The 1,307-nt window shown below is 56.2% G+C and carries 1 protein-coding gene; it reads left to right on the forward strand.

Annotation, left to right across the window (positions count from 1 at the left end; translation table 11 throughout):
- Window positions 1-51 precede the first annotated feature (51 nt).
- Window positions 52-1,277 (forward strand): IS3 family transposase gene (locus tag M3G19_RS11770; protein WP_259902788.1). Its coding sequence is split into 2 segments (ribosomal slippage): window positions 52-331 and window positions 331-1,277, totalling 1,227 coding nucleotides; the frame shifts between segments, so codons are not numbered across the junction.
- Window positions 1,278-1,307 lie beyond the last annotated feature (30 nt).

A 1,307-nucleotide genomic window follows, 5' to 3' on the forward strand; every position in this document is an offset into this window, starting at 1 on the left:
TGAAGCGTCCTGGGTTCAGTTCCTACCTCAGGTAAGGAAGGATTAGGCACTATGCCCAGAAAGTATTCCGTTGAGTTCAAGGAGAAGGCGGTCCATCAGATCATCGAAATGGTCCGTCTGGAGTCTTGCTCACTGCAACGCGCCTACACGGAGGTCGGTGAGCTGCTTGGAGTATCCCACCACACGTTGCGGGCTTGGTACCGTGACAGCGCTTCAGTACGAGACAATTCTGATGCGCCAGGCGGCGAAACAATAGAAGAAGAGCTCAAGCGTCTGCGCCGCGAAAACCGCGAACTGAAACGAGCAAACGGGATTCTTAAGACAGCTTCGGCTTTTTTCGCAGCGGAACTCGACCGACCCACGACCAAATGATCTCCTACATCGACGCGTACAAAGATCAATTTGGGGTCGAGGCCATCTGCCGAGTCCTTAAACAAGCAGATCGTGGATTCATCGCCTCCCGGGGCTACCGCAAGGCGACCACTCGTGTTCCCAGCGCAAGGGCCTTAAGCGATAGCCTGCTCATCCCAGAGATTCGGCGTGTACACGCGGAGAATTTCTCGGTCTACGGCATCCGCAAAATGTGGCACGCGATGAACCGTGAAGGCTTTCATATCGGTCGCGACAAGACCGCACGTCTGATGAAACTCGCAGGCGTTTCCGGCCGCCGACGTGGGCGAACCCCGGTGACAACGATTAGCCCGAAGACACCGGATCACCGCCCGGACCTTGTGCGCCGAAACTTTCGTGCACAGGCACCAGGCAGGCTTTGGGTTGCCGACATTACCTACGTTCGCACCCTGTCAGGATTCGCCTATACCGCGTTTGTCGTGGATGTATTCAGCCGAAAAATTGTTGGTGTCGCTACACGCTCGACGATGCGTACCGACGCGCTGCCGATGGAGGCTTTGGAGCATGCGTTAACGACTGCAGGGCGAATCCATGGAAACCAGCTCATTCACCACAGCGATCGGGGCAGCCAGTATGTGTCACTGAAGTATTCCACCGCACTAGCTGAGTCAGGAATCCGCCCGAGTGTGGGAACAGTCGGCGACTCCTATGACAACGCATTGGCGGAGACCGTCAACGGTCTCTACAAGGCGGAACTGATTCATGCCCAGGGCCCGTGGACGTCGGTCGGAGAAGTCGAACTGGCCACCTTGCGGTGGGTGCATTGGTGGAACACTAAGCGACTTCACGAAGCATTGGACTACGCCACCCCACAGGAAATAGAAACCGAGTACTATCTCACCGAGCCCATCAACACAGGGCCGTAAAAGAAGCGGAACTAAACCCAGGACGCTTCA

The organism is Corynebacterium sp. p3-SID1194 (assembly GCF_025144155.1).
In the GTDB taxonomy this organism is placed as follows: domain Bacteria; phylum Actinomycetota; class Actinomycetes; order Mycobacteriales; family Mycobacteriaceae; genus Corynebacterium.